Source organism: Micromonospora sp. NPDC053740 (assembly GCF_040677775.1).
GTDB lineage: Bacteria > Actinomycetota > Actinomycetes > Mycobacteriales > Micromonosporaceae > Micromonospora > Micromonospora alfalfae.
This window is the reverse complement of sequence record NZ_JBFASO010000004.1, coordinates 338,098-365,071: the sequence shown is the minus strand read 5'-3', so window position 1 is coordinate 365,071 and position 26,974 is coordinate 338,098. Positions and strand designations below refer to the sequence as shown.

General features: G+C 72.8%; 27 protein-coding genes. 15 read left to right on the top strand and 12 right to left on the bottom strand.

Going from position 1 to position 26,974, the window contains the following annotated elements:
* Positions 1-48: 48 nt before the first annotated feature.
* Positions 49-843 carry a fused MFS/spermidine synthase gene (locus AB0K35_RS14515; RefSeq protein ID WP_238666778.1) on the bottom strand — a complete coding sequence of 265 codons (795 nt, stop codon included), beginning with the start codon at positions 841-843 and terminating at the stop codon, positions 49-51.
* A gap of 103 nt (positions 844-946) precedes the next feature.
* Complete coding sequence (locus tag AB0K35_RS14510; RefSeq protein WP_363885597.1) at positions 947-1,924, bottom strand: DUF2267 domain-containing protein; 978 nt, start codon at positions 1,922-1,924, stop codon at positions 947-949.
* A 200-nt stretch (positions 1,925-2,124) separates the two neighbouring features.
* On the opposite strand from AB0K35_RS14510, the gene AB0K35_RS14505 reads away from it, so the two are divergent.
* Complete coding sequence (locus AB0K35_RS14505; RefSeq protein WP_238666775.1) at positions 2,125-2,439, top strand: hypothetical protein; 315 nt, start codon at positions 2,125-2,127, stop codon at positions 2,437-2,439.
* A 75-nt stretch (positions 2,440-2,514) separates the two neighbouring features.
* On the opposite strand, the gene AB0K35_RS14500 is transcribed toward AB0K35_RS14505, so the two are convergent.
* Complete coding sequence (locus tag AB0K35_RS14500) at positions 2,515-2,853, bottom strand: STAS domain-containing protein (RefSeq protein ID WP_363885595.1); 339 nt, start codon at positions 2,851-2,853, stop codon at positions 2,515-2,517.
* A gap of 211 nt (positions 2,854-3,064) precedes the next feature.
* Between AB0K35_RS14500 and AB0K35_RS14495 the strand changes: the two genes are divergently transcribed.
* From AB0K35_RS14495 to AB0K35_RS14475, 5 genes are all read left to right on the top strand, one after another.
* A complete protein-coding gene (locus AB0K35_RS14495) occupies positions 3,065-4,822 on the top strand; it encodes a PP2C family protein-serine/threonine phosphatase (protein ID WP_363885593.1) in 1,758 nt (585 codons plus the stop codon).
* Complete coding sequence (locus AB0K35_RS14490; protein ID WP_238666772.1) at positions 4,819-5,856, top strand: cobalamin-dependent protein; 1,038 nt, start codon at positions 4,819-4,821, stop codon at positions 5,854-5,856. Before AB0K35_RS14495 ends, AB0K35_RS14490 begins: the two co-directional genes overlap by 4 nt.
* A 116-nt stretch (positions 5,857-5,972) precedes the next feature.
* Positions 5,973-6,320 (top strand): STAS domain-containing protein, encoded by a 348-nt coding sequence (locus AB0K35_RS14485; RefSeq protein WP_363885591.1) that lies wholly within the window; start codon positions 5,973-5,975, stop codon positions 6,318-6,320.
* 84 nt (positions 6,321-6,404) lie between these two features.
* The gene (locus AB0K35_RS14480) at positions 6,405-6,851 is read left to right on the top strand and encodes a response regulator (protein ID WP_238666770.1); all 447 of its coding nucleotides are present in this window, start codon (positions 6,405-6,407) and stop codon (positions 6,849-6,851) included.
* Positions 6,852-6,965: 114 nt separating this feature from the next.
* Positions 6,966-7,487: an ATPase gene (locus tag AB0K35_RS14475; RefSeq protein ID WP_363885589.1), complete on the top strand. Its 522-nt coding sequence runs from the start codon at positions 6,966-6,968 to the stop codon at positions 7,485-7,487.
* A 19-nt stretch (positions 7,488-7,506) separates the two neighbouring features.
* Here the strand turns inward: AB0K35_RS14475 and AB0K35_RS14470 are convergent, their stop codons facing one another.
* On the bottom strand, positions 7,507-8,358 hold the full coding sequence (locus AB0K35_RS14470) for a hypothetical protein (protein WP_238666767.1): 852 nt from the start codon (positions 8,356-8,358) through the stop codon (positions 7,507-7,509).
* Positions 8,359-8,756: 398 nt separating this feature from the next.
* On the opposite strand from AB0K35_RS14470, the gene AB0K35_RS14465 reads away from it, so the two are divergent.
* Positions 8,757-8,966 (top strand): hypothetical protein, encoded by a 210-nt coding sequence (locus AB0K35_RS14465; RefSeq protein ID WP_363885587.1) that lies wholly within the window; start codon positions 8,757-8,759, stop codon positions 8,964-8,966.
* A 107-nt stretch (positions 8,967-9,073) separates the two neighbouring features.
* On the opposite strand, the gene AB0K35_RS14460 is transcribed toward AB0K35_RS14465, so the two are convergent.
* Complete coding sequence (locus AB0K35_RS14460) at positions 9,074-9,499, bottom strand: OsmC family protein (protein WP_196922768.1); 426 nt, start codon at positions 9,497-9,499, stop codon at positions 9,074-9,076.
* A 70-nt stretch (positions 9,500-9,569) separates the two neighbouring features.
* Positions 9,570-10,517: a serine/threonine-protein kinase gene (locus tag AB0K35_RS14455; protein ID WP_363885585.1), complete on the bottom strand. Its 948-nt coding sequence runs from the start codon at positions 10,515-10,517 to the stop codon at positions 9,570-9,572.
* Positions 10,518-10,707: 190 nt separating this feature from the next.
* On the opposite strand from AB0K35_RS14455, the gene AB0K35_RS14450 reads away from it, so the two are divergent.
* The 3 genes from AB0K35_RS14450 to AB0K35_RS14440 all read left to right on the top strand — a co-directional run bounded on the left by AB0K35_RS14450 (position 10,708) and on the right by AB0K35_RS14440 (position 13,281).
* Positions 10,708-10,938 (top strand): hypothetical protein, encoded by a 231-nt coding sequence (locus AB0K35_RS14450; protein ID WP_091408172.1) that lies wholly within the window; start codon positions 10,708-10,710, stop codon positions 10,936-10,938.
* A gap of 113 nt (positions 10,939-11,051) precedes the next feature.
* Entirely contained in the window at positions 11,052-11,798 is a 747-nt protein-coding gene (locus AB0K35_RS14445) for a response regulator transcription factor (RefSeq protein WP_238672061.1), read from the top strand.
* Positions 11,776-13,281, top strand: coding sequence for a HAMP domain-containing sensor histidine kinase (locus AB0K35_RS14440; protein ID WP_363885582.1), 1,506 nt, complete (start codon positions 11,776-11,778; stop codon positions 13,279-13,281). Before AB0K35_RS14445 ends, AB0K35_RS14440 begins: the two co-directional genes overlap by 23 nt.
* A 45-nt stretch (positions 13,282-13,326) precedes the next feature.
* Here AB0K35_RS14440 and AB0K35_RS14435 read toward each other — a convergent pair whose 3' ends face one another.
* Genes AB0K35_RS14435 through AB0K35_RS14425 form a run of 3 tightly spaced genes read right to left on the bottom strand, consistent with a single transcriptional unit; the run spans position 13,327 to position 16,098 of the window.
* Positions 13,327-14,463, bottom strand: a complete 1,137-nt coding sequence (locus tag AB0K35_RS14435; RefSeq protein WP_238672063.1) for an FUSC family protein — start codon at positions 14,461-14,463, stop codon at positions 13,327-13,329.
* Positions 14,464-14,509: 46 nt separating this feature from the next.
* The gene (locus AB0K35_RS14430) at positions 14,510-14,884 is read right to left on the bottom strand and encodes a sensory rhodopsin transducer (RefSeq protein ID WP_238672064.1); all 375 of its coding nucleotides are present in this window, start codon (positions 14,882-14,884) and stop codon (positions 14,510-14,512) included.
* On the bottom strand, positions 14,881-16,098 hold the full coding sequence (locus AB0K35_RS14425; RefSeq protein WP_363885580.1) for a D-arabinono-1,4-lactone oxidase: 1,218 nt from the start codon (positions 16,096-16,098) through the stop codon (positions 14,881-14,883). The genes AB0K35_RS14430 and AB0K35_RS14425 overlap by 4 nt, the downstream gene beginning before the upstream one ends.
* A 68-nt stretch (positions 16,099-16,166) precedes the next feature.
* Between AB0K35_RS14425 and AB0K35_RS14420 the strand changes: the two genes are divergently transcribed.
* On the top strand, positions 16,167-18,035 hold the full coding sequence (locus tag AB0K35_RS14420; protein WP_363885578.1) for a glycoside hydrolase family 15 protein: 1,869 nt from the start codon (positions 16,167-16,169) through the stop codon (positions 18,033-18,035).
* On the opposite strand, the gene AB0K35_RS14415 is transcribed toward AB0K35_RS14420, so the two are convergent.
* A complete protein-coding gene (locus tag AB0K35_RS14415) occupies positions 18,013-18,861 on the bottom strand; it encodes an arginase family protein (protein ID WP_363885725.1) in 849 nt (282 codons plus the stop codon). The genes AB0K35_RS14420 and AB0K35_RS14415 overlap by 23 nt on opposite strands.
* Positions 18,862-19,062: 201 nt before the next feature.
* Between AB0K35_RS14415 and AB0K35_RS14410 the strand changes: the two genes are divergently transcribed.
* The 4 genes from AB0K35_RS14410 to AB0K35_RS14395 all read left to right on the top strand — a co-directional run bounded on the left by AB0K35_RS14410 (position 19,063) and on the right by AB0K35_RS14395 (position 24,223).
* Positions 19,063-19,212: a hypothetical protein gene (locus AB0K35_RS14410; protein WP_165947858.1), complete on the top strand. Its 150-nt coding sequence runs from the start codon at positions 19,063-19,065 to the stop codon at positions 19,210-19,212.
* Positions 19,213-19,229: 17 nt separating this feature from the next.
* Positions 19,230-20,660 (top strand): methyltransferase, encoded by a 1,431-nt coding sequence (locus tag AB0K35_RS14405; protein WP_363885576.1) that lies wholly within the window; start codon positions 19,230-19,232, stop codon positions 20,658-20,660.
* 16 nt (positions 20,661-20,676) lie between these two features.
* Positions 20,677-22,707, top strand: coding sequence for a sulfatase-like hydrolase/transferase (locus tag AB0K35_RS14400; protein WP_363885723.1), 2,031 nt, complete (start codon positions 20,677-20,679; stop codon positions 22,705-22,707).
* 232 nt (positions 22,708-22,939) lie between these two features.
* Positions 22,940-24,223, top strand: a complete 1,284-nt coding sequence (locus AB0K35_RS14395) for a citrate synthase (protein WP_238672068.1) — start codon at positions 22,940-22,942, stop codon at positions 24,221-24,223.
* 249 nt (positions 24,224-24,472) lie between these two features.
* Here AB0K35_RS14395 and AB0K35_RS14390 read toward each other — a convergent pair whose 3' ends face one another.
* Together AB0K35_RS14390 and AB0K35_RS14385 are read right to left on the bottom strand one after the other, a co-directional pair.
* Entirely contained in the window at positions 24,473-25,117 is a 645-nt protein-coding gene (locus AB0K35_RS14390) for a maleylpyruvate isomerase N-terminal domain-containing protein (protein WP_363885574.1), read from the bottom strand.
* Positions 25,118-25,417: 300 nt separating this feature from the next.
* Positions 25,418-26,857, bottom strand: coding sequence for a glycosyltransferase family 4 protein (locus AB0K35_RS14385; RefSeq protein ID WP_363885572.1), 1,440 nt, complete (start codon positions 26,855-26,857; stop codon positions 25,418-25,420).
* Between the last annotated feature and the right edge of the window lie 117 nt (positions 26,858-26,974).

Genomic DNA, 26,974 nt, shown 5'->3' with positions numbered 1-26,974 from the left:
TTCCCCGCCCGAGCCGTCGGAAACCCGGCATTGCGGGCACAACGGCGATCAGTGGCGGGAGGTGTCGTCCGCGTCGCTGACCGGGCGGGCACCGGCGACGAAGGTGTCGAGCGCGGCGGCGTGCAGCAGCCCGCCGGGCACCGGGTCGCGCAGGGCGGCCACCGCCAGCCGGGCCACCGGCAGCCCGCCAGGGCGGGAGGTCGCGGCGAGCACCAGGTTGCCGTACCGGCGACCGCGCAGCATCCGCCGGTCGCCGACCACGCACACGTCGGCGAAGACCGCCCGCAGGGTGGCCACCTGCACCCGGGTGCCGACCAGCGGAGGCAGGTCGGTGACGTTGACCAGGTACGACCCGTCGGGGCGCAGGACGCGGGCCACCTCGGCGGCGAACTCGACGGTGCGGACGTGCCGAGGCATCCGGGCCGCGCGGTAGATGTCAGCGATCACCAGGTCGTACCTGCCGTCGGGGGTGTCGGTCAGGGCGTCCCGGGCGTCGGCGACCTCCACCCGCACCTCCGGCGGCAGCGGCGGCAACTCCCGGGTCACCAGCTCGACCACCGCCGCGTCCCGCTCGACGACCCGTTGCGGGGAACCGGGCCGGGTCGCGGCCACCCAGCGGGGCAGCGTCAACGCGCCGCCGCCCAGGTGCAGGACGTTCAGCGGGGCCCCGTCCGGGGCCGCCACCTCCACTGCCGAGGCGATCCGCCGGACGTACTCGAAGTGCAGGTGCCGGGGATCCTCGACATCCACGTACGACTGCTCGACCCCGGCGGACAGCAGTGTCCGCCCGGTACGGCGGACCGGGTCGGCGACCAGCTCCAACCGGTCGGCGGCGCGGTTCATATCCGGCACGCTAGCCGAGCCCACCGGGCACCCGGCACGCCGGACGGGCCGGCGGAGCGGGGTCGCCCCCGTTCCGCCGGCCCGACGGTGTCGTGGTGGCCGGTCAGCCGCCGGCCATCCCGGCACCCACCTCGTCGATCGCGTCGTCGATCTGGCGGGCGAGGTCCACGTCGAGCGCGGTGACCCCGTTGGCCTGGTTGGTCCGCACTGTCAACACGGCAGCGGTGTCGCCTGGACGCCCGATGCTCGGGCCGCGGCCGTTGTCCTGACGCAGCCGGTCGAGCCGGGCGAGAACCCGGTCCAGGTTGTCGGGCGGCAGCGCGACCACCCGGTAGAGGCCCTGGCTGTCGCCGGCCCAGTAGGGCAGGTCGTCCAGCGCCGCGCTGATCTCGTCGGCGTCCAGGGTGGGTGTGGTGGTGGAGGCGCCCACCAGGCCGCCGCCGGCCTCCGGCGGATTCAGCAGGTCGCGCAACCCGTCGGGTACGTGCAACGACTCGACCAGGTCGCCGTCCTGCTCGGCGAGCGCGGCGATCGTCGCCTCGGCCTGGTAACGGGCCTGCTCCGGGGTGTTGCCGCTGATCCGGCCCACCTCGGCCAGGAAGCCGGGCAGGTCCCGGTGCCGCTCGATGCCGTCGACCGGCAGCACGTCGTGCAGCGACGCCGGCACCGCGGCGAGCAGCCGCTGCCGTTCGGCGGCCTCCAGGGCGAACGCGAGGACCAGCACCGTCGCCTCGGTGCCCACCTTGGCGGTCTTGAAATCGACCCCGGCGCGACGCCGGACCTCGTCGACGAGGTCGTGGTAGCCCATGCTGTTCACACCGGCCGCGCCGCTCGGCGGGGACGGTTGAGGTCGCGGGTTGTCGGCGCTACCGACCGGCGGCGGTGCCGGCCCGCCGCGGGTGGTGTCCGACTTGTGCGGTCCGGCCGCCGGTGGGCCGGCCCGCTTACCCGCATCGAGGCTCGTGAGCTGCTTGGACGCGCTCAGACTGGCGCCGATCTCGCTGGGCTGGCGATTCTGCTCCCGGGCCTGCCGGGCCAGTGCCCGGCGCCTCTGGTTGTCGCCCTCCATCTGCTTGCGCATTGTGGCATCCCTTCCGCTGGGATCGTGGCTGCGTCCACCGCCTTCCCGCCGTCCCGGAGAAGGAAACGGACGCCGCTCGGCCGGGTCGGACCGGCCCGCGCCACGCTTCATCCGGCGGGGGTGAGGGGTGCTCACCCGCCCGGCCCGCACGATCGGGTCAGGACCGGAGTTCTTCCGAGGTACGCGGAAGGAAGGTCGTCATGAAGGAAGTTGTCGAGATCGTCCCCGCCCGACCCGGCTGGTACGCCCGCTGGCAGCTCACGCCCGAGGTCACCAGGTGTTACCCGGTGAGCCTGTGGGCGCTGTTGGAGGAGGCCGACGGGACGGGCCGCGAGGTGATCGGGATGGACTGCATCGGTCAATGGCCCGGCGCGGACGACAACGAGGCGGGTGGGCAGTTCGTCCGCTACCTGTACCAGACGCCCGATTCGGGGGAGCCCGAGGACGTCGACGCGACCCCGATCAGCGAGCTACGTGAGGACGGACCCCGGCTCCAGCCGATGACGGCACCCTAGACATTCCTCCGGCCCCCGACCCCAGGTCCCAGGGTCGGGGGCCACCCCGTCCGCTTCCGGGGGGTGGCCCACGGGTCAGCCGATGGCCTGCACGTCGTCGTCGGCGTACGCCTCGGCCAGCAACTCGCTCAGACCAGTGCGGTCCAGCATCCGCTGAAGCTGGGGGCTGACCCCGATCAGTCGGATCGCCCCGGCGGCGCGGTGCACCACCAGCAACGCGCTGAGCCCGCTGGAGTCGCAGAGGGCCACCCCGGTCAGGTCGACCAGCACGGGGGCGTCACCGTCGCCGCGCAGCTCGGCCGCCGCGGCGATCAGCTCGGGCGCGCTGTCGTAGTCGAGCTCGCCGGTCAGCCGGAGTCGGACGTTCCCGGCGGCGAGCCGGGTCGTCTCGATGGTCAACAGCTGGTCGGGCATCCCACCATTTTCCTTGTGGAGCGACAAAACGCAAAGCGGGGGCGGCGACGCGCCCTCCTGTCCCGCGTCCCACGCCCTCGCCGTGGCGGTGCCCGCCACCCGCCGTGAGATGCCGCTTTCCGCGTTCGGGCGTAGGCTGGCCGAAGAGTTTTGACAGTGGACGCCGGTTCCGGCACGGGTTCGGTGAACGAGAAGGAGTGAGGCTCAGCTGGTGACTGCTTCCGACGTCAGGGACTGGGACCCGGGCGACGGACGGCTCTCCACGCCGAGCACGACACGACCCTCGGCGTGGTCCGCCGACGTTCGCCGCCCCACCGCGGCACTGCCGCCGCTGGCCCCCGACCGGGGTCAGGCCACGCCCGACTGGTTAGAGGTCGTCGAGCACTTCCGCGAGGGCCTGGTGGTCTGCGACGCCGATGGCGTCGTGCGGCACGTCAGCCCGGTGGCCGAGCGGTTGCTGCCCGAGGTGACGCCCGGCGTGCTGCTCAGCGCGGCCGGCGTGCCAGGGTTGAGCGAAGGCGTCCCCGGGAGCTTCACCCATCGCGGGCGCCGGCTCACCGCGCGCCAGGTGCCGCTCTCCGGTGACCGCTGCTGCTGGTACGTCGAGGACGTCACCGACAGCGTCGGCCGCGCCGACGCGCTGCTCGCCGAACGGGCCCGCTCGGCATTCCTGGCCGTGGTGGGCGACAAGCTGGGCAACCCACTGCACCCCGACCGGGCGGCCGCCGCGGTCGTCCGACTCGCCGTGCCGACCCTGGCCGAGGTGGCGGTGCTGGTGATCGCGCCGAGGGCCGGGCGCGCCCGCTGGTGGCGGGCCTCCCGCACCGACGACGAGGTGCCGACGGTCGACAGCGGCGTGCTGGCCGGCGGCGAGCTGCCGACGGCCATCGCCGACGGGTTGACCGGGTCCGAGCCGCACGCGGTGGACTGGCTGGTCGAGCAGGCGGTCGACGCCGGTTGGCTGCCGGGGCTGGCCGGCACCGACAGCGCCGTCCGGGTCGTCCCGCTGCCGGGCCGCGACGCGCCGGTCGGTGTGCTGCTGGTGGCCCGTCGCGCCACTCGCTGGTACGACGAGGACGACGTGGAGCTGGTCCGCGCGTTCGCGGCCCGCGCTGGCGCCGCGTTGACCACCGCGTTGCTCTACCGCGACCAGGCGGAAGTGGCCGACACCCTCCAGGCCAGCCTGGTGCCGGTCGAGCCGGTCGAGGCCGTCGGTGTGCAGTGGGGCACCGCGTACCGCCCCGCGCAGGCGGGGCTACGCATCGGCGGCGACTTCTACGGTTCGCACCGGCTCACCGACGGTGGTTCGGTGTTCTTCCTCGGCGACGTGTCGGGCAAGGGCGTCGAAGCCGCCGTCTTCACCGGCCAACTGCGCCAGTGCCTCCAGGCGCTGCACCGGTTGGAGTCGAACCCGGCGCGGTTGTTGCGGCTGCTCAACGACGCGTTGCTGGAGACGACCCAGGCGCACGGCCAGGGCCGCTTCGCCACGATCGTGCTGGGTGTGGCCCGCCCGGATCGCGACGGTGGCCTCACCCTCACCATGGCCGGCGGCGGGCACCTGCCACCGCTGGTGCTGCGCGCCTCCGGTGAGGTGGAGGCGGTGCCGTTGCGCGGCATGCTGATCGGGGTGGTGCCCGACCCCCGTGTCGGGGAGGTGACCGTGCGGCTGGCGCCGGGCGAGACCTGTCTGCTCTACAGCGACGGCGTGACCGAGGCGCGGGGCGGCCGGCGCCGAGACGAGCAGTTCGGCCCCGAGCGGCTGGTCACGGCGCTGACCGGCTGCCAGCGGATGCCCGCGCAGGCCCTGGCCGAACGGGTCGAGCAGGTCACCTGCGACTGGTTGGCACAGGGCGACCACGACGACATCGCCGTGTTGGCGCTGCGGGCGGCCGGCCTGAGCGGGCGCGGGGCGCGGCACCTGCACTCGGTGCCCGCCGGCATCGACCAGACAGAGGGGACTGAGGCGTGACCGCCGCCACGGCCACCACCGATCTCGGCGAGGCGTACTCCGGGTACCTGGACCACCTCGCCGACGCCGACGAGTACGCCGCGACCGACCTGGCGATCGGCCTGCTCGACGCGGGCTTCCCGGCGGAGCGGGTGCTGCTCGACCTGGTCGCGCCCGCTCAGGCTGAGGTGGGCGAGCGGTGGGCGCGCAACGAGTGGAGCGTCGCCCAGGAGCACGCGGCCACCCACATCAGCGAGCAGGTGGTGGCGGCGGTCTCCGCGCACGTCAAAGCGCGGCCGACCGGCGGCCGGGTCGTGGTCGCCTGCATGGACGGCGAGTGGCACGCGCTGCCGCCCCGGCTGGTGGCCGAGGTGCTGCGGTTACGGGGGTGGCAGGTGACCTTCCTGGGCGCCAGCGTCCCCGCGGCGCACCTCGTGTCGTACCTGCACCGCTACGACGCGCACGCGGTGGCGTTGGCGTGCGCACTGCCGATGCGCCTGCCGTACGCCCACCGGATGATCGAGGCCTGCCGCCGCTCGGACGTGCCGGTGGTGGTCGGCGGGCGTGGGTTCGGCACGGATGGCCGGTGGGCGCGCCGGCTCGGGGCGGCCTGGGCGCCGGACGCGCCCTCGGCGGCCGAGCTGATCGCCGACGAGCCGGCGCTACGCGGGGCGCCGCCGGCGCGGCTGGCCCACCTTGCTGACGACGAGTACGCCAGCCTGGCGCGCCGTCGCGGTGAGCTGATCGACAGCGCGTTGGCGGAGCTGCGGGAGCGGGTGCCGGCGGCGCGGGCGTACACCGCCGCGCAGCTCGACGCGACAGTGAGCGACCTGGGCCACATTGTGGACTTCCTGGCCGCGGCGGTCTACGTCGACGACTCCTCGTTGTTCACGGAGTTCGTGGAGTGGCTCTCGGGGATTCTGGGCAGTCGTGGGGTGCCCACCGGGGCGGTCGTCCTGCCGCTGGAGCACTACGCCGCCGCATTGCGGGACTTCCCCCGGGCGGCGCGGGCGCTGGCGCTGGGATGCGCGGCGCTGCCCGCCACCGCCCGCTGACCGACCCGCCGGTGGCACCCGGATGGATCACCGCACTCGGCGGCGGACGAGGAGGCTCTGCGTATACTTGTCGGACTGCAAACGTCCCACCCGAGGGTGGAGCGAGGGGGAGAACGGTGACGTTCAGCGTCAACTACGTCGAGCGCGACGGTGGTGGCGCCTGCCTGCGGCTCGTGGGCGAGCTGGACCTGAGCACCGCCCCCGAGCTGACCGCCGCGATCGACCAGCTCACCGCGGCGGGCGAGACCCGGGTGCTGCTCGACCTGTCCGGCCTCACGTTCTGCGACTCCACCGGAATGGCCGTGTTCGTCCGGGGCGACAATCGGGCGGCGGCCGTCGGGGGGTGGCTCCGGCTCACCGGCGCCCAGGGGCGGGTCGAGCGGGTGCTGCGCGTCACCGGGCTCGCCGACGTGTTGCGCTACGAACCGGAGTCGGTCGACCCCGCGTCCCGCAGTGCTTCCTGATGGGCTAGATTTCCCCGCCAGCATTTCCCCGCCAACGCGGTGACCGTCAGGGTCCCGTCCCCGCCGACTCCGAGGCAGGTAGTGATGGGCGTAGACAGCCCGCAGCCGGTACGCATCCTGGTGGTCGACGACGACCCGGGTGATGTGCTGATGATCGAGGAGGCGCTGGCGGACTCCGACGTCGACAAGATCATCGACGTGGTGAGTGACGGCGAGGAGGCGATGGAGTTTCTCCGCGCCGAGGGTCGGCACGAGCACGCCCGGCGACCGGACGTGATCCTGCTGGATCTGAACATGCCGCGGATGGACGGTCGGCAGGTGCTCGGGGCGGTCAAGCAGGACGAGGATCTGCGGACCATCCCGATCGTCGTGCTGACCACCTCCAACGCCGACACCGACATCGTCGGCAGCTACACCTTGCAGGCCAACGCGTACGTCACCAAGCCGATCGACCTGGACGACTTCAACGACGTGGTTCGCCGCATCGACGAGTTCTTCGGTCGGGTAGTGGTACTACCCAAGCGCGTCTGAAGCCCGCGCCGCCTGCGCGCATGCTGAACATTTTTCCCGAACCCCTTCGGCGCGAGCGGTCGCGGCCGAGGATCCAGGTGGGGAAGTAACAGCAGCTGCCTGGGGGGCGACAGTATGAGGTTCTCCGTCGTTGAGAACGGCTACGACCAGCGGCAGGTGGATTACTGCCTGGACGAGTTGGGGATCCGGTTGTCCCGACTCGCGGCGCGGGCCGAGGGCGCGGCCGGGGCGGCCCGGGAGTGGGACGAGATCCGCCAGGAGGCGGCCTGGCTCAGCGGCCTCCTGCAACGACTCGACCTGGGCGACACGGGGGCCACCCGGCACGTCGGTGACGCGTCGCCGCGCGAGGCCACCGAGATCCTGGCCCAGGCCCGCGCCGAACTGGACGAGGCCCGCGAGGAGGCACGGCAGGTGCGGGAGCGGGCGTATGCGGAGGCCGTGCAGGCCCGACGCGACTTCGAGGCGGCGCTGGACGCCCGTCGACGGCGTGAGGTGCGGGTGGACGAAATCCTCAGCCAGGTGACTGTCGACCAGGTGCCGGCCGACACCCCCACCGCAGCCGCCGGGGTGCCGGGCAGCCGGGTCGGAGTCGGCGGCCCGGACGCGGGCGCGCAGCCGCCGCCCGGCCGCCGCTGAGACGGGCGGGCACGGGCGCTCAGGCGGTGAGCGCCGCCGCGACGGTGGTCGCCCGGTCCTCGTGCTGGGCGTACGCGTCGGGGTAGGCGGAGATCTGCACGGCCTGCGCGGCTGCCGTGACGCTCATGTCCTGCCAGCCGGGGATCTCGTTGAGCGCGCTGTAGAAGGCCCCTGCGGCGTACGACGGGCGCATCAGCTGGGCGACAGTGCCCCAGCCGCTGCTCGGCCGCTGCTGGAACAGCCCGACCGAGTCGTGGTCGGAGCCGCTGCCCTGGTTCGGGTACTCCGCCGACTCCGGCAGGACGTCGCTGGCCAGGTTGTAGAGGTTGCTCTCCTGCATGGCCGTGGCCAGTGCCACCACCAGGGCCCGGCGCGGCATCTTCATCTCCAGGCCGACGTCCACGATGATCTTCGCGTTGTCCATCTGTGCCTGGTCGAGGCCGGCGACCGGCCGGGGGCGGCGGGGCTTGACCGGCTTCTTGGGCGCCTTGCGGACGACGGTGGGGGTGGGCGTGGGCTTCGCCGTCGGGCTGGGCGGCAGGATCCGGGCCGGGGCGGCGTCGCGGTCCAACGACCGGGAGGCGCGTTCGTCGGCGATGGCGGCGCGGTCGGCCACCGCCTCGGCGAGCGGCTCGACAGTGCGGGGGGCGTCGTGGTTTCCGCGCGCGGTGGCGACAGCGACGAGGCTGAGGCAGCAGGTGACACCGGTGGCCAGCGCCACCCGCACCGGGGTCGAGCCCAGCAGGGCGCGCCGCGACGGTTCGGCAGCGCGGTGACGGCCGATCGTCCGTTCGGTTGATGCGGCGTCGTCCGAGGGAGTGGTCGGGCGCGCGTCGGTCAGCTTCTGGTCGGAGGGGTCGTCGGGATGCACCTGCCGAGGCTAAAGACCTGAATGCCCGATGCCATCAGCCCGTACGGTGGCATGCGCCACAATTTGCCCTGATCATGCCGACTTTAGTGGGCAAAACACGAGCGAAGCTGATCAACCTCGCGGATGGCTCCAGACGGTTATTCCCGACTTGCCGGTGGAAAGGGTTCGCGGCGTTGGTCTCTCCGCCCGACGTCCGGCCGCGCTCCCGAGTCCACCGAACAGCCCATGCCAGGCCCACCAAAAGTGCGACGGCTCCTCGGTCGACCTTCCGGTGGAGGTGGCGCTGTCCGTAGATCTTGGACAGTTTCCGTCCGCGCCGAACGGAAACTGTCCAAGATCTACGTCGGCGGCGGAGCGAAGCGCCGCGATCGGCACGTATCGCGTCGTGCCGCGTCGTAGTGCCGCGCCGCCGCGCCGCGTTGCGCCGCCGCGCCGCGTTGCGCCGCCGCGCCGCGTTGCGCCGCCGCGCCGCGTTGCGCCGCCGCGCCGCGTTGCGCCGCCGCGCCGCGTTGCGGTGCCGCATCGCCGTGCCGCGTCGTAGTGCCGCGTCGCGCCGCGCCGTCGTGCCGCTGACGCGGCGCGGCAACCCACCGCAAGATCGTGCTTGATCCAGGAAGTAGGGCCTTCAGGCAGGAACGAGGCAACTACAACCAGGATCAAGCACGATCATGCGGAACGGTGCGCTTCCCGGCGCGCAGATCCTTGGGTCGGCGGGTCAGTGGCGGCCGTTTTCGGCTGGGGTGACGGTCAGCCGGTGTCGGCTGGTGTCGCTGCTGGAGAACGGCCAGAGCCGGTCGGCGTACTCGACCAGGTCGGCCAGTTGATCTCGGCTCAGCCCGGCTGAGGAGATCTCCGCGTGGACGTCGGCCCGGTATCGACCGTCGTTGTCCCGCCCCAGCTTCGCCTCCGCGCGGACTTGCACGGTGTGCGCCTCGTCGGTGATCTCCCCGGCCACCTCCACTGCCGCGTGATGCAGGCAGGAGGCGAAGGCCGCGGCCAGCAACTGTTCCGGGGTCAGCCCGGTGCAGTGCGGCGCCAGCGGTGAGGCCAGCGCGGTGGAGAGCCCGCCATCGTCGGTGCGTACGTGACCGCCCTCGGCGGTCGCTGTGGCCTCACGCAGCCAGGAACTCTGATCCGGCATCGCGTTTCTCCCGTCGCTCACCAGGCCGGCTACCCCTTCGCCGCCTGACGAAACGCCGCCTGTCGTCCGGTCAGCGCCCGGCGGGCAGGTTCGGCTCGTCCAGCAGTGCCACCGCCTCGGTGGCTTCCGCGGCGGCCCGTTCGGTCCACGGCGACGTCGGGGCCGGCCGGCGGGTCGTCGGGATCGTCATCGGCACGTACACCCGGGCGTCCACCGCCTCGGCCAGCAGCAGCGCGGCGACCAGGCTGGTCGGACGCTGCTCGGGGTCGTCGGCGAGGCAGGAGTGGCACAGCTCGGCGACCTCCGGCGGGAGCCCGGCGATGTCGGGCAGCGGCTCCGGTGGCCGGCGGCGGCGGACGAGCAGCAGTTCGCTGGCGGTCGCCGCGCGGTAGGGCAGGCGGGCGGTGAGGCTGTAGTAGAGCAGCACGCCGAGGGCGTACATGTCGGCGGCGGGGGTGGCCGGTGCCTCGTCCAGCTGTTCGGGCGCCAGGTACGCCGGGGTGCCCAGCACCATGCCGGTCGGCATCGGGTCCGGCGCGCCGGCGGCGATGGCGATGCCGAAGTCGAGCACTTTCACGCCGGCCGGGGTGAGCATGATGTTGGCCGGTTTGACGTCCCGGTGCACGATGCCCTCGGCGTGCGCGGCGGCCAGCGCGGCGGCGACCTCCGCGCAGACCCGCACCGCGATCTGCCAGTCCAGCGGCCCGGCGCGCAGGTGCACGGCGAGCGTCTCACCCTCGGCCAGCTCCATGACGATGTAGGGCACCGGTCGGCCGGGCCACGTCGAGGACGTGCCGAAGTCGTGCACGCTGGCCACGTTGGGGTGTTCGAGGCGGGCCGCCGACCGGGCTTCCGCGCGGATCCGGTCCACCGGGCCGTCCCGATCGTCGCGGCCGGGCGAGATGAGCTTCACCGCGACCGGCCGGTCCAGCACCTGGTCGTAGGCCCGCCACACCTCGGACATCCCGCCCACACCGATGCGCTGTTCGAGCCGGTACCGCCCGTCCAGCGTCCGCATCGACCACTCCTCGTCCTCGCCCCGCCGACGGCCGGGTGCTCAGATCGCGGTACCCGCACTCCGAGCTGGGCAAACCGAGGCCGGTTCGGCCCCGCGCACCTCGCTGCGCCCGAGCGGTGGGTGCGGTAGCTTGCGAGCCAGAGCCGGTGTCACCGATTGTGCCGGCACCGTCACCCGAGGGGACGCCGCGATGAGCGAGGTCACCGTACGCTTCGTCGGTGGGCCTGCGGACGGCCTGGTCCGGCTGCTGCCGGCCGGGTCGGACGGCGCCCCACCCCAGCGTTGGATCATGCGGCACCCGGACGGCACGGGTCCGGTGCAGCCCGGCCCCGACCACCTCTACGAACGCGACCGGCCCGACGAGGCCGGCGGCTGGAGCATGCGGTTCGTGCGCACCGACGCGTACGGGGTGTCCGAGTGACCACGAGGCGGGGCTGACCGGTGGCGTCGCCGGCGTCGCGTCGGCCCGCCCGCACAGCTAGCGCACAGCTTCCGCAGGGGCGCGGCACAGGCGTGGCGGCCACCATGGGGCCCATGGTCATGAACGGGCAGGCCGCGCCGAGCCGGATCGAGCTGCGTCGCCCCGACGGTGAGCCCGTCCGGGTGCTGGTGGTCGACGACGAACCCACGCTCACCGACCTGTTGTCGATGGCCCTGCGCTACGAGGGCTGGCAGGTCCGCACCGCCGGCAACGGCATGGCGGCGTTGAGCACCGCCCGACAGTTCCAGCCGGATGCCGTGGTGCTCGACGTGATGCTGCCCGACCTGGACGGTTTCCAGGTGCTGCGCCGGCTGCGCGAGCACGCCCCCACCGTGCCGGTGCTCTTCCTGACCGCCCGCGACGCGGTCGAGGAACGCATCGCCGGGTTGACAGTCGGCGGCGACGACTACGTCACCAAACCGTTCAGCCTGGAGGAGGTGATCGCCCGGCTGCGCGCGCTGCTGCGCCGCTCCGGGCTGGCGATCGCCACCCGGGAGGAGGCGGTGCTGACAGTCGGTGATCTCAGCCTCGACGAGGACAGCCACGAGGTTCGCCGGGCCGGCCAGCTCGTCACCCTCACCGCTACCGAGTTCGAGCTGCTGCGTTACCTGATGCGCAACCCGCGCCGGGTGCTCAGCAAGGCACAGATCCTCGACCGGGTGTGGAACTACGACTTCGGCGGTCAGGCCAACGTGGTGGAGCTGTACATCTCGTACCTGCGCAAGAAGATCGACGCCGGGCGGGCGCCGATGATCCACACGCTGCGCGGCGCGGGTTATGTCCTCAAACCCGCCGAGTAGGCGCCGCCCGCTGCGCGCCGCCCGCGGGTGGCTGGCCGGGCGCTCCCTGCGTACCCGACTGGTGTTCGCCCTGCTCGCGCTGCTGGCGTTGGTCAGCGTCGCCATCGGTGGCCTGACCACTGTGGCGCTGCGGCACTTCCTGATCGACCGGCTCGACGCCCAGTTGGCCCCCGCGACGGCCATGCGGGGCGACCGGCCGGGTCGGCCGGCCTTCCCCGGCAACGGACCTGGTGTCCCGCCCGGGTTGCCGTCCGGTGCGGTGGTCGCCGAGATCACCGACGGCCGCGTGACCAGCGCCCGGACCCTGACCAAGAGCGTCTCCAGCGCCGATCCGTTCCCCGACGAGCAGACCGTCGCGGTGGGGGAGGTCGCCGTGCTGGCGGACCTGCCTGTCGACGCCAGACCGCGCACCGTCGACCTCGGCGATCGCGGTGACTACCGGGCCGTGGCCCGCCAGTACTGGGACGGCCGCGTACGCGTCGTCGCGATCCCCCTCTCCGGCGTCCAGGAGACCATCTGGGCGCTGGTCGCCGCGCAGGCCGGGGTGGCTGCGGTCGGGCTGCTGCTCGCCGGTGTGGCGGGCGCGCTGATCGTGCGGGCGACACTGCGACCACTCAACCGGGTGGCCGCCACCGCCAGCCGCGTCACGGAACTGCCCCTGGACCGGGGCGAGGTGGCGCTCGCCGTCCGGGTCCCGGCCGCCGACACCGACTTGCGCACCGAGGTCGGTCAGGTCGGCGCGGCGCTGAACCGGATGCTGGGCCACGTCGCCGACGCGCTCTCCGCCCGGCAGGCCAGCGAGACGCGGGTACGCCAGTTCGTCGCCGACGCCAGCCACGAGTTGCGGACGCCTCTCGCGGCGATCCGCGGTTACGCCGAGGTGGCCCGGCGTGGCCGTGACGAGGTTCCCGCCGACGTGGCGCACGCGCTGCGCCGGGTGGAGTCGGAGAGCACCAGAATGACCAGCCTCGTCGACGACCTGCTGCTGCTGGCCCGCCTCGACACCGGCCGGCCGCTCGCTGTCGAACCGGTGGACCTGACCGCCCTGGTGGTGGACGCGGTCAGTGACGCGCGAGTCGCCGGTCCCGAACACCGTTGGCAGCTCGACCTGCCCGAGGTGGCGATCCAGGTACCGGGCGACGCCGCCCGGCTGCACCAGGTGGTCGCGAACCTGCTCACCAACGCCCGGGTGCACACCCCGCCCGGCAGCACTGTCACCACCACGCTTGCCGTCGACGACGCCGACGCCGTGCTCAGCGTCGCCGACGACGGGCCCGGGGTGCCGGTGGAGCTGCAACCGGAGATGTTCGAGCGGTTCGCCCGGGGCGACAGCTCCCGATCCCGCGAACACGGCAGCACCGGCCTCGGCCTCGCGATCGTCGCGGCGGTGGTGGAGGCCCACCACGGAACGGTCGGGGTGGACAGCCGCCCGGGTCGGACCCTGTTCACCGTCCGACTGCCGGATCCAACGGTCGACGCCTAAGGCCTGTTTCATAAGGGCGGCCGGCCAGTTCTTATGAAACAGGCCTTAGCCCGCGGCGGCCTCGCGGACCAACCGGCGGGCCTCGTCCCGGGGCACGCCGGTGGCCCGGAGCAGGTCGTTGGCCGCGGTACGCAGTTGGGCGACCACGATCGTTCCGGAGAAGCCGAGACCCTCCCGGCAGGCCCCGCCCGCCTCGCTGACGGCGCGCAGCGCCCGTGCGCGGGCCTGCACGGGCTCCTGGGCGGCGAGGAACTCCCGGTTCAGCAGCCGGACCGCCTCGCCCAGGTGCTCGACCGCCGCCGGCAGGTCGGCCGGAACCGGTTCCCCGTCGCGCAGCGTGGTGCCGATCCGGCGGACCAGACCACGGCTGTTGCGGAAGGCCCGCTCCATGTGCGTCGCTCCAGCGCCATACGCGGTAATTGCCCGGCGTCGTCGCCACCGTACGGGGGAGAGGCGGACGACCTCTTCGGCGGCCGTGGTCACCTGGGTGAGCTGTTCGATCTTCGGGTCCGCGTCGCGCATCCGGTCCAGCACCGCCTTCGCGCGTCCACGGTCCGCCTCGGCGAGCGCCTCGGCCGAGGCGGTCATCTCCCGTGCGAACAGGTCCAGGGCTGGTTCGGCGGCTCGGCGGATCGCTCGCATCGGGTTGATGGGCAGGAGGACGAGCATCACCAACAACCCCGCCAAGCCGCCGATCAGCGCGTTGACCGTTCGGGGTAACTCCAGGTCCGGTGCGGTTGGGGTGAGAGTGGCGATGAGCACGGCCGTACCTCCGGCCTGTGCCATCAGAGCGCCGGGGCCGCGTACCAGCACCGCCGTCGCGGTCGCCAGGAAAACGATGACGCCGGTCTGCCAGGGGCCGGTGCCGAACTGGCCGATCAGGAGGTCGCCCGCACCGATGCCGACCACCACGCCGACGACCAGCTCCAGCGCGCGGGGAGCGCGGTTGCCGAGCGACGCGGCGATGACGGCGACGGCTGCGGCCGGCGCGAAGGTCGGCTCCGAGTTTCCGACGACCTCGTGGGCCACCACCCAGGCCAGGGCGGCGGCCAGGCCAGCCTGGAACGCCACGATCACGTAGGTCCGCAACCGGTGGCGGCCCTCGTCGACAGCCGCGGTGACCCGTGCCCGCAGGTTTGCCGCCGCTGCACGTCCGTCGCCCGCCCCGGCCCTCAGTTGCATGGCCGGGGTTACCCGGGCCGAGCCGCGCCCGAACATGACCGGCTGATCAGGTTGGATAGGCCATGGTGGCGGCCAGTGCCACCACCCCCGGCAGTCGGGTGTCCTGGCGCAGGAACTGCACCACCACCGGGACGGGGGAGCGCAGCAGGCAGCCGTACGGTCGGTCGAGTCGTACCGCCTCCGGGTCGATCAGGTCGTTGAGCCGAACGTGTCGTACCCGACGGGCGTCGACGGTGATGGCGTACGGGCCGACCGGCTCGGTGTCCTCGTAGTAGAGGCTCAGTTCGACGTCGGCGCGGGTGGCGGTGGCGTTGAGGACGCAGAGCTGGTCGAAGCTGGTGAACGCCGGTTCCGGACCGTTGCCGGGGAACGGGATGTGCCCGCCCGGCACGACCCACAGGCGGGCGCCGATCTCGGTCATCGGGTCTCCTCCAGCAGCCGGGCGAGGTCGGGGCTGAGGAACACGCCGTCCGGGTCGAGTCGGCGGCGGGCGTTCTGGAAGTCGTCCCAGCGCGGATAGAGGGGCCGCAGGTCACGGGCGGTCAACCAGTGCTTCTTGCCCCAGTGCGGGCGGCCACCGTACTGCCGGAACACCGCCTCCATGTCCCGGAAGTAGTCCTCGTACGGCAGGGAGGTGTTCTGGAGACAGGCGATGGTGGTGGTGGGCCGCCCGTACGCGTTGCTCAGCCAGATGTCGTCGGCGGCGATGCTGCGCACCAGTACCCGCCAGCCGACAACCGTGCGGTGCCGTTGCAGGATCCGCCGTCGGACCTCGGCGAAGCAGGCCGGGAACGCCTCCGACGGCAGCATGTACTCGATCTCCTCGAACCGCAGGTCCCGTTCCCGGGGGATGGTGCGGTGCGCCGGGCCGGACCGGATCTCGTGGGGCGCGCCCCAGGGCCCGGAGTCCGGGACCCGCGGCGCGGCCCACACCCGCTCGCCGGACGCCTGGTCGGCGCGGTTCATGGTGCGGATCTGCGTCTGGTCGCTGCGCGGGTACCAGTAGAAGTCCATGTTGCGGTTGGTGTGTTGCAGCTCGGCCAGGTGGTCGAGGGTCCACTCGAGGTGCGCGCACCACGCCCGGCGGCGCAGCTCGTACTGGGGTTGCACCTGCAACGTGACCTGGGTGACGACGCCGAGCGCGCCCAGCGACAGCCGGGCCGCCGGCACCAGGTGCGCGTTCTCGTCGGCCGAGATCTCCAGCACGTCACCGGTGCCGGTGACCAGGCGAACACCGGTCACCTGGGTGCACAGGTTGCCGAAACCGATGCCGGTGCCGTGCGTGCCGCTGGCGGTCGCGCCGGCGATCGACTGGTAATCCACGTCGCCGAGGTTGTCCATGGCCAGCCCGGCGTCGTAGAGGCCCTCACCGAGGGCCTTGAGCTTGGTGCCCGCCCACACCCGCGCCCGATCGGCGTCCTCGGTGATGACACCCGCGAGCCGGTCCGCGCTGAGCAGGATGTCGTCGGTGCGCACCAACGGGCTCGACGAGTGGCCGGACCCCACCGGGCGAATCGTCCTACCGTCCTGGCGTGCCCGCACCACCAGCTCCCGTACCGCGTCCTCGTCGGCCGGCTCGGCGAACTCCCCCGGGGTGAACGAAAGGCTGCCGGACCAGTTGACGAACTGTCGCATCCGGCCGACTACCCGTCGGCGCGACCGGTAGTCGCGTTTCCGTGCCGGACCGCCGGGTAAGGAGCCGCGTGCCGGCCTTCGGCTTCCCGACCACGCCGCCGATCGACTCGTACGCGTTCCTCTCCGACACCCACACCGGGGCGCTGATCGGCGTGGACGGCGCGGTCGACTGGTTCTGCGTGCCGCACTTCGAGGGTGACGCTGTCTTCGCGCGGCTGCTGGACCGTCGCGTCGGGGGCGCGTTCACGTTCTCCGTCGCCACTGACGCCGCGCCGGTCCGCCGGTACCTGCCCGGCACCCTGGTCCTGGAGAGCGCGTACCACGCTGCCGGTGGCAGCGCCGTCGGTCAGGACTTCCTCGCCGTACGGGCCGGCGACGCCGCACAGCCGTTCCGCGCGGACATGCTGCTGGTACGCCGCCTCCTCGTACGGGAGGGGTCGGTGCGGGTGCGTGCCGAGGTGACGCCACGCCCCGGGTACGGTGCCCGCCCGGCGCTCTGGCACCGGGACGCCGACCACTGGGTGGCGGCCGAGGCCGGGCTGCGGCTCCGCTCCGGGTTGCCGTTCCGCGTCGACGGCGCGGCGCTGCGGGCCGAGGCGGTGCTGCACGAGGGTCAGACGGTCGACGTGCTCCTCGGCTACGGCCCGGGCGACATCGACGAGTTGGACCCGGCCGACCTGCTGGAACGCACCTGCCGCACCTGGCGGGAGTGGTCCGACCGCGCCGACTACACCGGCCAGGGCAGCGACGAGGTGCGGCACAGCGCCGCCGTGCTGCGGGGCCTGTCGTTCGACGAGACCGGGGCGTTGCTCGCCGCACCCACCGCCTCGCTTCCCGAGGAGATCGGCGGGGTCCGCAACTGGGACTACCGCTTCACCTGGCACCGCGACGCCGCGCTGCTGCTGCTCGCCCTGTTCCGACTGGGCCACGCCGAGGAGGGCCGTCGCTACCTGCGCTTCCTGCTCAGCACGTGCGGCGGGGCGGGCGACGTCCTCAGCCCACTCGTCGGGATCCACGGGGTGACCCGCGAGGAGGAGATCCTCGATCACCTCGACGGGTACGCGGGCTCGCGGCCGGTGCGCATCGGCAACGCTGCCGCCCAGCAACTCCAGTTCGACACGTACGGGCACGTGCTCGACGCCGCGCTGTTGTACCAGCAGCTCACCGGAGAGTTGACCGGCGCGCAGTGGCAGGTGCTGCGCCGGCACGTCGACACGATGGCCGCCCGGTGGCGGGAGCCGGACCATGGCATCTGGGAGATCCGCGGGCCACTGAGGCACTACGTCAACTCGAAGATGATGGCCTGGGTCTGCCTCGACCGGGGTGTCCGCCTCGCCGACCTGGTCGGGGACCACGACGCACCGACGCAGCGGTGGCGCGCGGAACGCGACGCCATCCACTCAGAGGTGATCGAGCGTGGCTTCGACAGCCGCGTCGGCAGCTTCGTGCTGGCGTACGACTCGACCGAACTCGACGCGTCGTTGCTCCGGATGCCCCTGGTCGGGTTCCTTGCCGGTGGCGACCCGCTGGTGGTGGCGACCATCGACCGTATCCGGCGGGACCTCGCCATCGCCCCGGCGCTCATACGGCGGTACGCGGCCGATGACGGGTTGCCCGGCGAGGAGGGCGCGTTCCTGCTCTGCTCGTTCGAGCTGGTCTCCGCCTTGGTCCTGGCCGGGCGCCGAGAGGAGGCCGCCGAGGTGTTCGACCAGCTCCTCGCGTACGCCGGGCCGCTCGGCCTGTACGCCGAACAGCTCGACGCCGACGGCACAGCGCTGGGCAACTACCCGCAGGCCTTCACCCACCTCGCGTTGATCGAGGCGGCGCTGAACCTCGACGGCGCCGGCGACCGCGACGCGCTGCACGCCTGGGCGGAGCGCACCACCCGGCCGGGAACGGCCGACGGCTGGCCGGTCAGCCGACCAGCACCTCGGTGAGGACCTCGACGACGCGTCGGGTGTGCCGCCCGTCGGGGTCCTCGTCGGTGTTCAGGTCGGTCACGCTCATCCCGAGCAGCCGGTCGGCGCGCGCCAATGGCGTGATCAGCGCGATCAGGTCCGCCCAGCGCGGGCCGTCCGGCTCGGGGTAGGTCACCGCGGGCAGGTCGCGCGGGTCCACCACGTCCAGGTCGAGGTGCAGCCAGGCCGGTCCGTCGCCGTTGGCGGCCAGGCTCGCACCGACCGTCGCCGCGCCCCGGCGCAGCAGCTCGGCGGCGTTGATCTGGTGGATCGCCGGGTCGATCCGGGCCGCCTCGACCCGGCTGCTCTCGTCGGTGGCCGGGCGGTGCCCGAGCAGGTGGACGCGGTTCGGCTCGATCAGCGCGCCATCGGGGCCGACGGCGGCGGCGGGGCCGTGCCCGGTGACCACCGAGAGGTCCATGTCGGCGGCCTCACCGGTCGGCGAGGTCGTGCCGTCGAGGAAGTCCGGGTGGGCGTCGACGAACCACAGGTCGGTCGCCGGGGGCAGGGCCCGGCAGATGCCGGGCAGGATCGCGCAGTCGCCGCCGAGCACCAGTGGTCGGTGGCCGTCCGCGATCAGCGCGCCGGTCCGCGCGGCGATCGCGCCGCCGGCCCGGACCAGGCCCGCCGCGCCGATCACCCCGCTGGCCGGGTCCCGGGTCGGGTCGCGCAACAGCGCCTCGTCGATCCGCCCGTCGTCGTCGGCGGACAGGGCCTCGCGCAGGCCGGCCCGGCGCAGCGCGGCCGGGGCCCGCTCCTCGCCGCGCCCGGCGCCGGAGGAGTCCAGCGGCGCGTCCACGATCATCCAGCGCACGTCCGCAGCGTACCGGCGGGATCGGCCGGTCCCGGCCACATTCTGTGGTGCGGCTGGGAGTACGCCGATGTGCCCGCGACGGCGACGACGACCGGCGTACGGTGATGGACAAGTCCGGCTTTCTGGGTCAAAAGCCTCATGGTGTACGGCCCGGGACGCCGGTGTCGAGGCGGCGAGGGCAAGGAGCGATCGGTGGAACATCTGGCCTACCTGGACGCGGGGTCCGGCAGCCTGATCGTGCAGGCGGTCGTCGGTGGGGTGGCTGGCGCCGCGGTCGCCGCCAAACTCTACTGGCGACGGCTGGTCGACAGGTTCCGCCGGCAACCCACCGACCAGCGCTGAGCGGGCCAGCCCCGACGATGGCGATCTCACCCACCGAGGTACGGCCCGAGCCGGCCTCCTTCCGCGACCCCGCCAACCGGGTCTTCCACGTCGGCGACGAGGTGCTGCGCGGGCTGGACCCCCAGGCCGCCGAGCACTGGCGGGCGCTGACCGGCAGCACGTTCTTCCCGGCGCTCGTCGCCGCGCGCAAGGTCTGCGCCACCGAGGACGCCCCGCCCACCCTGGTGCCCGCCGCTACCGGAACGCCGTGGGCCGCCGTGCTGCGCCACGAGCGCATCCCGTTCGTCTCCCACCCGTACGAGTGGTCGTTCAGCATGCTGCGCGACGCCGCCCTGCTGCACCTGGAGATCCTGACCGCCGCGCTCGGCGAGGGATTCACCACGAAGGACGGCTCGGCGTACAACCTCCAGTGGCGCGGCGCCCAACCGGTCTTCATCGACATCGGCTCCTTCGAGCCGGTCCGCGACGGCGAACCGTGGGCCGGCTACCGGCAGTTCTGCCAGACCGTGCTCTACCCGCTGATGCTCACCGCCCACCTGGGCGTCGACTTCCACCCGTGGCTGCGCGCCCGGGTCGACGGCATCGAGGCCGACGAGCTACGGCCACTCTTCAACGGCGCCCGCCGGCTGCGCCCCGGCGTGCTGACCCACCTGCACCTGCACGGGGCGATGCAGCACCGCAACGCCGCCGCCAGCACCACCGAGGTCCGCGACCAACTGCGGGCCGCCGGCTTCTCCCGGGAACTGCTGCTCGCCACCGTGCGCGGCATCGAGAAACTGGTCCGCAAGCTGGACCGCCGCCCACCCGAGAGCCACTGGTCGGACTACCAACGCACCTGTGGCTACTCGGCCCGCGACCGGGTGGCGAAGGAGCAGTTCGTGGCCGCCGCGGTCGCCGCCGGCGCCCGCCCCCGCCTGGTGCTCGACCTCGGCGCCAACGACGGCCGGTACTCCCGGCTGGCAGCAGGGCACGCCGACTACGTGGTCGCCGTCGAGCAGGACCCCACAGTCGTCGACGAGTTGTACCGACAGCTGCGCTCCGAGGGGCAGCGCCGCATCCTGCCGCTGGTGCTGGACCTGGCCGACCCCTCGCCGGGTGGCGGCTGGCGGGGCGTCGAGCGGGCCGGCTTCGCCGAGCGGGCGTCCGCCGACGTGGTGCTCGCCCTGGCCGTGGTGCACCACCTGGCGATCGGACGCAACGTGCCGCTGCCGGAGGTCATCGACTGGCTGGCCGGGTTGACCGTGCCGGGCGGGGCGGTGGTGGTGGAGTTCGTCCACCCGGAGGATCCGATGGCGACCCGACTGCTGGGCAACAAGCCCGCCGGTCTCTTCCCGGACTACCGACGCGACGCCTTCGAGACACTGCTCGCCGCCCGGGGGCGGATCACCGACCGGCTGGAACTGCCCTCGGGCACCCGCACGCTCTACCGGACGGTGATGGGTGGCTGAACCCTCCTCCGCCGACCTGCCGGCCCCGCCCGACCGGCGGTCCCCGACTCCTGGCCGGTGGCACCGGGGCTGGCGCGGGGAAATGCGTCGGCTGCTGGAGATCGTCGCGCTGGTCGGTCTCGTGGTCACCCAGCCACTGCTGGACGTGCTCGGCCGCAGCCCCGACTTCTTCCTCTTCCACCGCGCCGACCCCGCCCAGATCCTGCTGCTGCTCGCCCTGGTGACGGTGCTGCCCACAGTCGCGGTGGCGCTGCTCGGCGCGCTGAGCAGACTGGCCGGCCGGACCGCCCGCGCCATCACCCACACCGCGCTGGTCGGGCTGCTGGTCGCCGCCCTCGCCGTGCAGGTGGGCCGACACGTCACGCCGCTTCGGGGCGTACCGCTGCTGCTGGTGGCCGTGCTGGCCGGAGCCGCCGGTGGGGCCGCGCACCGACGGTGGCGGGCGCCGGGTCATGTTCTGCGACTGGCCGCCGCCGGCCCGGTGGCCTTCGTGGCGCTCTTCCTGCTCGCCTCACCCACCTCGGCGGTGGTCCTGCCGCGTGGCGACGGCGGCGCGGCCGGCACCGCGCAGGGCTCGGCAGTGCACCCACCGGTGGTCATGCTGATCCTCGACGAGCTGCCGCTGGTCAGCCTGCTCGACGCGGACGGGAGGATCGACGCCGGGCGGTACCCGCACTTCGCCGAGCTGGCCGGCGGATCCACCTGGTACCGCAACTCCACAGGGGTCAGCGGGTGGACGCCCAACGCGCTGCCGGCGATGCTCACCGGCCGCTACCCGGCCAAGCCGGTCGCCCCGCACTACTCGCAGTACCCGGACAACATCTTCACCGCCTTCGGCGGCCTGTACGACATCCGCGCCGAGGAGAGCATCACCAGGCTCTGCCCGCCCAGCCGCTGCGAGCAGCCGGTCGCCCCGGCGCAGGGGCTCGGTGTGCTGGTCCGGGAAACCGGCAAGCTGCTCGGCCGGGTCGCCGGGCCGACGGAGAGCGCTGTCGACCCGGAAGACTCCTATCGCGAGCAGACCCGCGCCGAGGCCGGCCTGGACGCCGCCGAACCCGTGCCGGCCGACCCGAAGTTCCGCTGGGACAGCCTGGACGACAACCAACCGGCCCGGTTCACCAGCTTCCTGGCCGGGCTGAAGCCGACGGCGCGACCCACCCTGCACTTCCTGCACCTGCTGATGCCGCACTCACCGTGGGCCTACCTGCCGTCCGGCGCGCGCTACGACGCCCCCGAGGACCTGCCCAACGACGGCGCCGGCTGGGTCGACCTGGCCCGGCAACGGCACCTCGCCCAGCTCGGCTACACCGACCGGCTGATCGGCGAGACGCTGCGGACGCTGCGCGCCAACGGCCTCTACGACCAGGCCCTCGTCGTGGTGACCGCCGACCACGGGGTCAGCTTCCGTCCCGGCGCGCAGGGCCGGGGCATGGACGCCATCAAGGCCGCCGCCGGGGAGGTCGCCTGGGTGCCGACGTTCGTCAAGGAACCCCGGCAACAGACCGGCCGGGTGGACGACCGCAACTGGGAACACGTCGACCTGCTGCCGACGGTGGCCGACGAGGCCGGCGTCCGGTTGCCCTGGCCTGTCGACGGCCGCTCCGCCCGGCAGGCCCCCCGCACCGACGGTACGAAGCACTTCTACGACCGTCCCGGCGAACCTGTCACCTTCCCCGGTGGCGTGCCCGCCCCGCCACCCCTGCCGACACCCCACCCGCTGGTCGGCACCGAGGTACGCGCCGGCCCGGCCGCCGGCAGCGCCCGGGTCGCCGACCTGGCCGCGTTCACCGCCACGGACCCGGACACCGGCACCCTCCCGGCGCTGGTCTGGGGTGACGTCCCGGACCGGATCCCGGACGGCACACTGCTGGCCGTCGCCGTCAACGGCCGCATCGGGGCCGTCGTCCCGGTGGTGCCGGCCGACCCCGGCGGACGCCGGTTCGCCGCGCTGCTCGCCGACGACAAGCTGTTCCACGCCGGCACCAACCAACTCGACGTCTTCCAGGTCGCGACGGACGGTACGTTGCGACGCCTCACCCTGTCGTGACCTGGCGTCCGGGGTCGGTCCAGCCCGGTTGCCGGGCCCGGTCCGGTCTGGTTTCCGGGCCCGGTCCGGTCCGGTCCCGGTTGGCGGGATGCCGGGTTTCCCGGCCGCCCGGTCGGGAATCGGGTGACGCATACCTCACCGCCGAACCACGGCGGGCGTTGTCCCCCGAGCCGCAATTACGGTAGAAGCGAAGGCAATTCAACGTAGATCTGCCGGCGAAGCGAGGAACCACATGACGGAAGTCAAGCTCGATCACCCCGGTGGGCAGCTGTCGATGCCGGTGCATCCTGCGGTCGAGGGCCCCGCCGGTATCGGGGTGAGCAAGCTGCTGAAGGAAACCGGGATGACCACGTACGACCCCGGTTTCGTCAACACCGCCGCTGCCTCATCCGCGATCACCTACATCGACGGCGACGCGGGCATCCTGCGTTACCGGGGGTACCCGATCGAGCAGCTGGCCGAGAAGTCCTCCTTCCTGGAGGTCTCCTACCTGCTCATCTACGGTGAGCTGCCGACCGAGCAGCAGCTGACCGAGTTCACCGAGTGGATTCGGCGGCACTCGCTGCTGCACGAGGAGATGCGTCGCTTCTTCGACGGCTTCCCCCGGGACGCCCACCCGATGGCGGTGCTCTCGTCCGCGGTGAGCGCCCTGTCCACCTTTTACCAGGACAGCCTGGACCCGTTCGACTCCGAGCACGTGGAGATCTCCACGGTCCGGCTGATGGCGAAGGTTCCCACCATCGCCTCGTACGCGTACAAGAAGTCCATCGGTCAGCCGCTGCTGTACCCGGACAACTCGCTGGGTTACGTGGACAACCTGCTGCGCATGACGTTCGGCGTGCCGGCGGAGCCGTACGAGGTCGACCCGGTGATGTCGAAGGTGCTGGACATGCTCTTCGTCCTGCACGCCGACCACGAGCAGAACTGCTCCACGTCGACCGTCCGCCTGGTCGGCTCCAGCAACGCCAACCTGTTCGCCTCGGTCTCGGCCGGCGTGAACGCGCTGTTCGGCCCGCTGCACGGTGGCGCCAACCAGGCGGTGCTGGAGATGCTCCAGCAGATTCACGCCGGCGACGGCGACGTCCGGTCCTTCGTCCGTAAGGTCAAGGACAAGCAGGACGGCGTCAAGCTGATGGGCTTCGGCCACCGGGTCTACAAGAACTACGACCCGCGGGCGGCGATCGTCAAGAAGGCCGCGCAGGACGTGATGGGCCGGATGGCCAAGCCCGACCCGCTGCTGGACATCGCCATGGAGCTGGAGGAGATCGCCCTCGCCGACGACTTCTTCGTCTCCCGCCGGCTCTACCCGAACGTGGACTTCTACACCGGCCTGATCTACAAGGCCATGGGGTTCCCGACCAAGATGTTCACTGTGCTCTTCGCGCTCGGCCGGCTTCCCGGCTGGATCGCCCAGTGGCGCGAGATGATCAACGACCCGGAGACCAAGATCGGCCGTCCGCGGCAGGTCTACGTCGGCTCCGCCGAGCGGGACTACGTCCCGTTCGGCGAGCGCTGACCCGCTCCTCGCTTCACCAGCAGGCCGTCGACCCGCTCACGGGTCGGCGGCCTGCCGCGTTCCCGTGCTCCGAGCTGTCCCGTCCCCGTCCCGCCCATGATCGACTCGGGTTCCTTGAAGACGCGGTGTCCGCCGTGCCAGGACACCCCAACTTTCAGGAAGCCGAGTCGATCATGGGCGGGGTGACCCCGAGGGCGGGCCCCGAGCCCTGGGCGTCGGGTGGCGGGTGGTCGGCGGCGGGGCGGGCGGTCAGAAGGCGGAGATGTTCCGGGCTCGCTCGCTGCGACTCAGCGCGCTGATCAACGCGGACTGGCCGTTGCGGCGCACGGCCAGGCGGACCAGCAGGTCGCGTACGGGGTCGAAGACGTCCGCCGGGAACTCCGGCGTGGGCACGCCGACGCTCACCGCGAGGTCGTCGGAGTGGACCACGATCTCCAGTTGACGGGTGAGCAGGAACTCGCTGCGCGGAAGGGCCCAGCCCTGCCACGGGATCGGCACGACGTCACGGGCGGCACCCCGGGAGAGCAGGTCGCCGACCTCCTCCAGCGCCTGGGCCGAACGCACGTGCAGGTCAGCCGGCCCGCGTGCGGCGTCGGCCTCGTCGGGGCCGGAGGCGACAGTGTCCTTGTCCGGGGACCCCTCGGACACCCAGGCGGCCCGCTCGTAATGGTTGTCGGCCGACTCCAACACCGGCAGGTCGGTCGGCATCGGCAGCAGCTCCGCCGCGCGGACCGCCTGCCGCCCCAGGTGGCACGCCAGGCCACCAATGGACAGGTGTGGCAGGGCGCTCGGGCTTGACCAATGGTCAATCACCTCGGGGCGTCGGATCAGGTCCAGCGCGATCGAGGCGGCGATCGGGAAGGTGGCATCCAGGGCGTCGACACTGCGAGACATCCGCACATTCTGGCAGGCCCCACCGACCGGCGCCGGGCTGCGCGTCCCGGCCCGACGGCTCAACACCGAGCCGCCCAACACCGAGCCGCCCGCCCAACACCGAGCCGCCCAACACCGAGCCGCCCAACACCGAGCCGCCCAACACCGAGCCGCCCAACACCGAGCCGCCCACCCGGCGTGGAGCTCGCGGCGCGCTCCCCACGACGTGATCGACTCGGCTTTCCGGAAGTCGCGGGGTCCCGAGCACCGGGACACCCCGACTTCAAGAAAGCCGAGTCGATCAACCGCACACCGCGAGGGTCAGCGCAGGCCGGCGGCGGCGAGCAGGTTGCCCTCGGGGAGCGCCGGGAGAGCCCGACCCTGCGACATCCGCTGCTCGGCGCGCTCGGCGGTGAACGCGGCGTCGTGGTGGATGGCGGCGGCGTAGCTGGCGGCGGTGCGTTGGGCGATGGCGGCCCAGCCGTACTGGTCGTGGACCATCCGGCGGGCGCGGCGGGCCATCACGCGGGAGCGGTCGGCATCCGACAGCAGCGCGTCCACGGCGTCGGTGAGGCTGTCCGGGTCGTCCGGCCGGAAGGTCATTCCGGTGACGCCCGGTTCGACGATCTCGCCGAGGCCACCGGTGGCGGCGACGGCGAGCGGAGCGCCGGCCGCCGCGCCTTCCAGGGCGACCATGCCGAACGGCTCGTAGATGCTCGGCACGGCGAAGCAGTCGGACGCGGCCATCAGCGCCGGCAGGTCGGTGCCGCCCAGGAAGCCCGGCATGCTGACCATTCCGCCCAGACCTCGGCGGTGCACCTCGGCTTCCAGTTCGGCGCGGTACGGGCCGTCGCCGGCGATCACGGCGCGCAGCCCGGGGTGCCGCTCGCGCAGCCGGGGGAGCGCGGCGATCAGGTGCTGCACGCCCTTCTCGTACACCAGGCGGCCGGCGAAGGTGACCAGCGGGCCGTTCCCGGCGAAGCGGGCGCGGGCGGCGGCCACGGCACGGGCGGGCACCCGCCAGCGGTGCGGCTCCACGCCGTTGGCGACCACGTCGACCCGTCCGGCCGGTACGCCGAAGAGAGCGTTCACCTCGTCGCGCATGTACCCGGAGCAGACGATCACCCGGTTGGATTCGCTGCTGAGCCACTGCTCGACGCCGTGGATGGTGCGGTTCATCTCCTCCGGTAGCCAGCCCTGGTGCCGGCCGGCCTCGGTGGCGTGGATCGTGCTGACCAGCGGGATGTCCAGGTGGTCGCGCAACGTCATCGCGGTGTGCGCGACGAGCCAGTCGTGGGCGTGGATGACGTCGTAGGAGCCGGCCTGGGTGGCGCGCAGGGCGGTGCGGGTGAGGGTGTGGTTGAAGGCCATGGTCCAGGCCAGCAGCGAGCTGGTGGCGAGGGGGAAGGTCACCGGGTCTTCGGGGGCGCGCAGGATGCGTACGCCGTCGGCGTACTCCTCCAGGGGCGCGCCCTCGGAGTGGCGGGTGACGACGGTGACCTCGTGGCCGGCGGCGGCGAGGGCCACCGACAACGCGTGCACGTGTCGGCCGAGGCCGCCGACGAGCACCGGCGGGTACTCCCAGGACAGCATGAGGATGCGGCGGGTCTGCGGGGGAGTGCCGGGGCCGGGCTGCGCCGGCACTGGCGTGCCGGGCTGCGCGGTGGGACCGGCCTGCGCGGGAGGCCGGGAGATCACTGTGGGCCGGTGGGCCCGGTCCTTGGTGGCAGCGAACTGCTCGTCGACCCGCAGGGTCGTCACATCAATCTCCGTCCATGCATGGTGGTACGCGCCGGCGTCAGTGGCGGCGGAGCGAGAGGTGTAAGGGGTGGCCGAGGGCCTGGCGGGACGCGCGCGGACGCTTGCCCCCAAACAAGG